At 71.8% G+C, this 1,356-nt stretch carries 2 protein-coding genes and 1 pseudogene; 1 reads left to right on the plus strand and 2 read right to left on the minus strand.

Translation table 11 applies throughout. The annotated features are described in order from the left end of the window. Positions 1-411: pseudogene (locus OEY_RS0119825) on the minus strand (HNH endonuclease); the annotation flags it as partial. 32 nt (positions 412-443) lie between these two features. Between OEY_RS0119825 and OEY_RS0119830 the strand changes: the two are divergent. After that, entirely contained in the window at positions 444-746 is a 303-nt protein-coding gene (locus OEY_RS0119830) for a nucleoside triphosphate pyrophosphohydrolase (protein WP_010595548.1), read from the plus strand. 23 nt (positions 747-769) lie between these two features. Here the strand turns inward: OEY_RS0119830 and OEY_RS0119835 are convergent. Next, on the minus strand, positions 770-1,356 hold a 587-nt coding region (locus OEY_RS0119835; RefSeq protein WP_010595549.1), incomplete at its 5' end, for an alpha/beta fold hydrolase.

Here is a 1,356-nt window from a genome sequence, read left to right on the forward strand (position 1 = left end):
CAGCGGCTGTTGCGCGAGCGTGAGCGCGACCTCCGCGACGGTCTCGCGGTACAGGTCCGGCTTCCGCGATCTCGCGCGGGACAGACCGGCCACCCCGTCGGCGTTCACAGCGCCGCGCAGTGCCTCCACGGCCGTCAGGATCCGAGCCCTGGGCTGCGACGACTGCCGGAGCCGATGCCCGTCGAACGGGCGGACCTGGGGCCAGTACAGGTCGATCACCCGCTCGGCGAGCGCGTCGATCGGCACGTCGAGCGCCGCGGCCGGGTCCGCCGGCAGGGGGTCGACGCAGAAGCCGACCAGCGCCGACAGGACAGCCAGCTTGTAGGTGGCGGTGCGCGCACCGGTCTCGAGGACGGCGACGACGCGCTGACCGAGCGCGAGAGGATCCGTCGGTGGTCCGGTACCGTCCACCCCGCGACGGTAGCGCAGCGGAAGGAACCACGATGGGCAAGCTGGTCCGCGACCGGATTCCCGAGATCATCGAAGCCGACGGTCGGGTGGCGCACACTCGGGTACTCGATCGGGACGAGTACCGCTGCGCCCTGCTCGACAAACTCGTGGAGGAAGCGCACGAACTCCGGCACGCGCGGGGCGACGACGAGCGGCTCGGCGAACTCGCCGACATGCACGAGGTGTTCACGGCTGCGCTCTCCGCATTCGGGATCACCGCGGACGAGGTGGTTGCCGCGGCTGCCGCCAAGCGCGCCGAACGCGGCGGCTTCGATCGCCGCATCTGGCTGGAATAGCTCTGTCGTTGCGGAACGAGTGCTCAGGTGAGGAACGGCAGCACAGTGGCCTCGAACTCGCGGTGCCGGTCGCGGTGGATGCTGTGGCCACAGGTGAAGTCGTGGACCGCGACGTCGCCGAGGACGTCCACCGCGGCCGTGAGCCGGGTCGGATCGACCATGCTGCCGGGCCCGCCCCGCAGAATCAGCGTCGGCGCGGTGATCTGCGCAAGACGTTCCCACCACATCGGATTCGGCGCGCGGAACTGGGTGATGGCCGAGCCGGTCATGGAGCGGTCGAAGGCGAAGGTCGCGCGCGGATTGCGCAGCAGGCTCGTCGAGGCGTGCCACAGTTCGCCCGGCGACGGCAGACGCCCACCGAGCACCGGCGGCGGATCGCCCGGACGCAGCGGCAGCGGGGCCTCCTCGAGCACGAGCCGGCGCACCAGGCCCGGGCGCTGCTGCGCGACGAGGGATCCGGTGTGCCCGCCGAGGGAGTGCCCGACGAGGTCGACCGTCTCGAGGCCCAGGTGCTCGCAGAGCCCGAGCACGTCGGCGCCGAACTCGTCGAAACGGTAGGACGCGGCACGGGCACTGCGTCCGTGGCCGCGCAGGGCCACCGCCACGACCC

Origin of the sequence: Rhodococcus sp. P14 (assembly GCF_000256505.1) — a bacterium.
Lineage (GTDB): Bacteria > Actinomycetota > Actinomycetes > Mycobacteriales > Mycobacteriaceae > Rhodococcus > Rhodococcus ruber.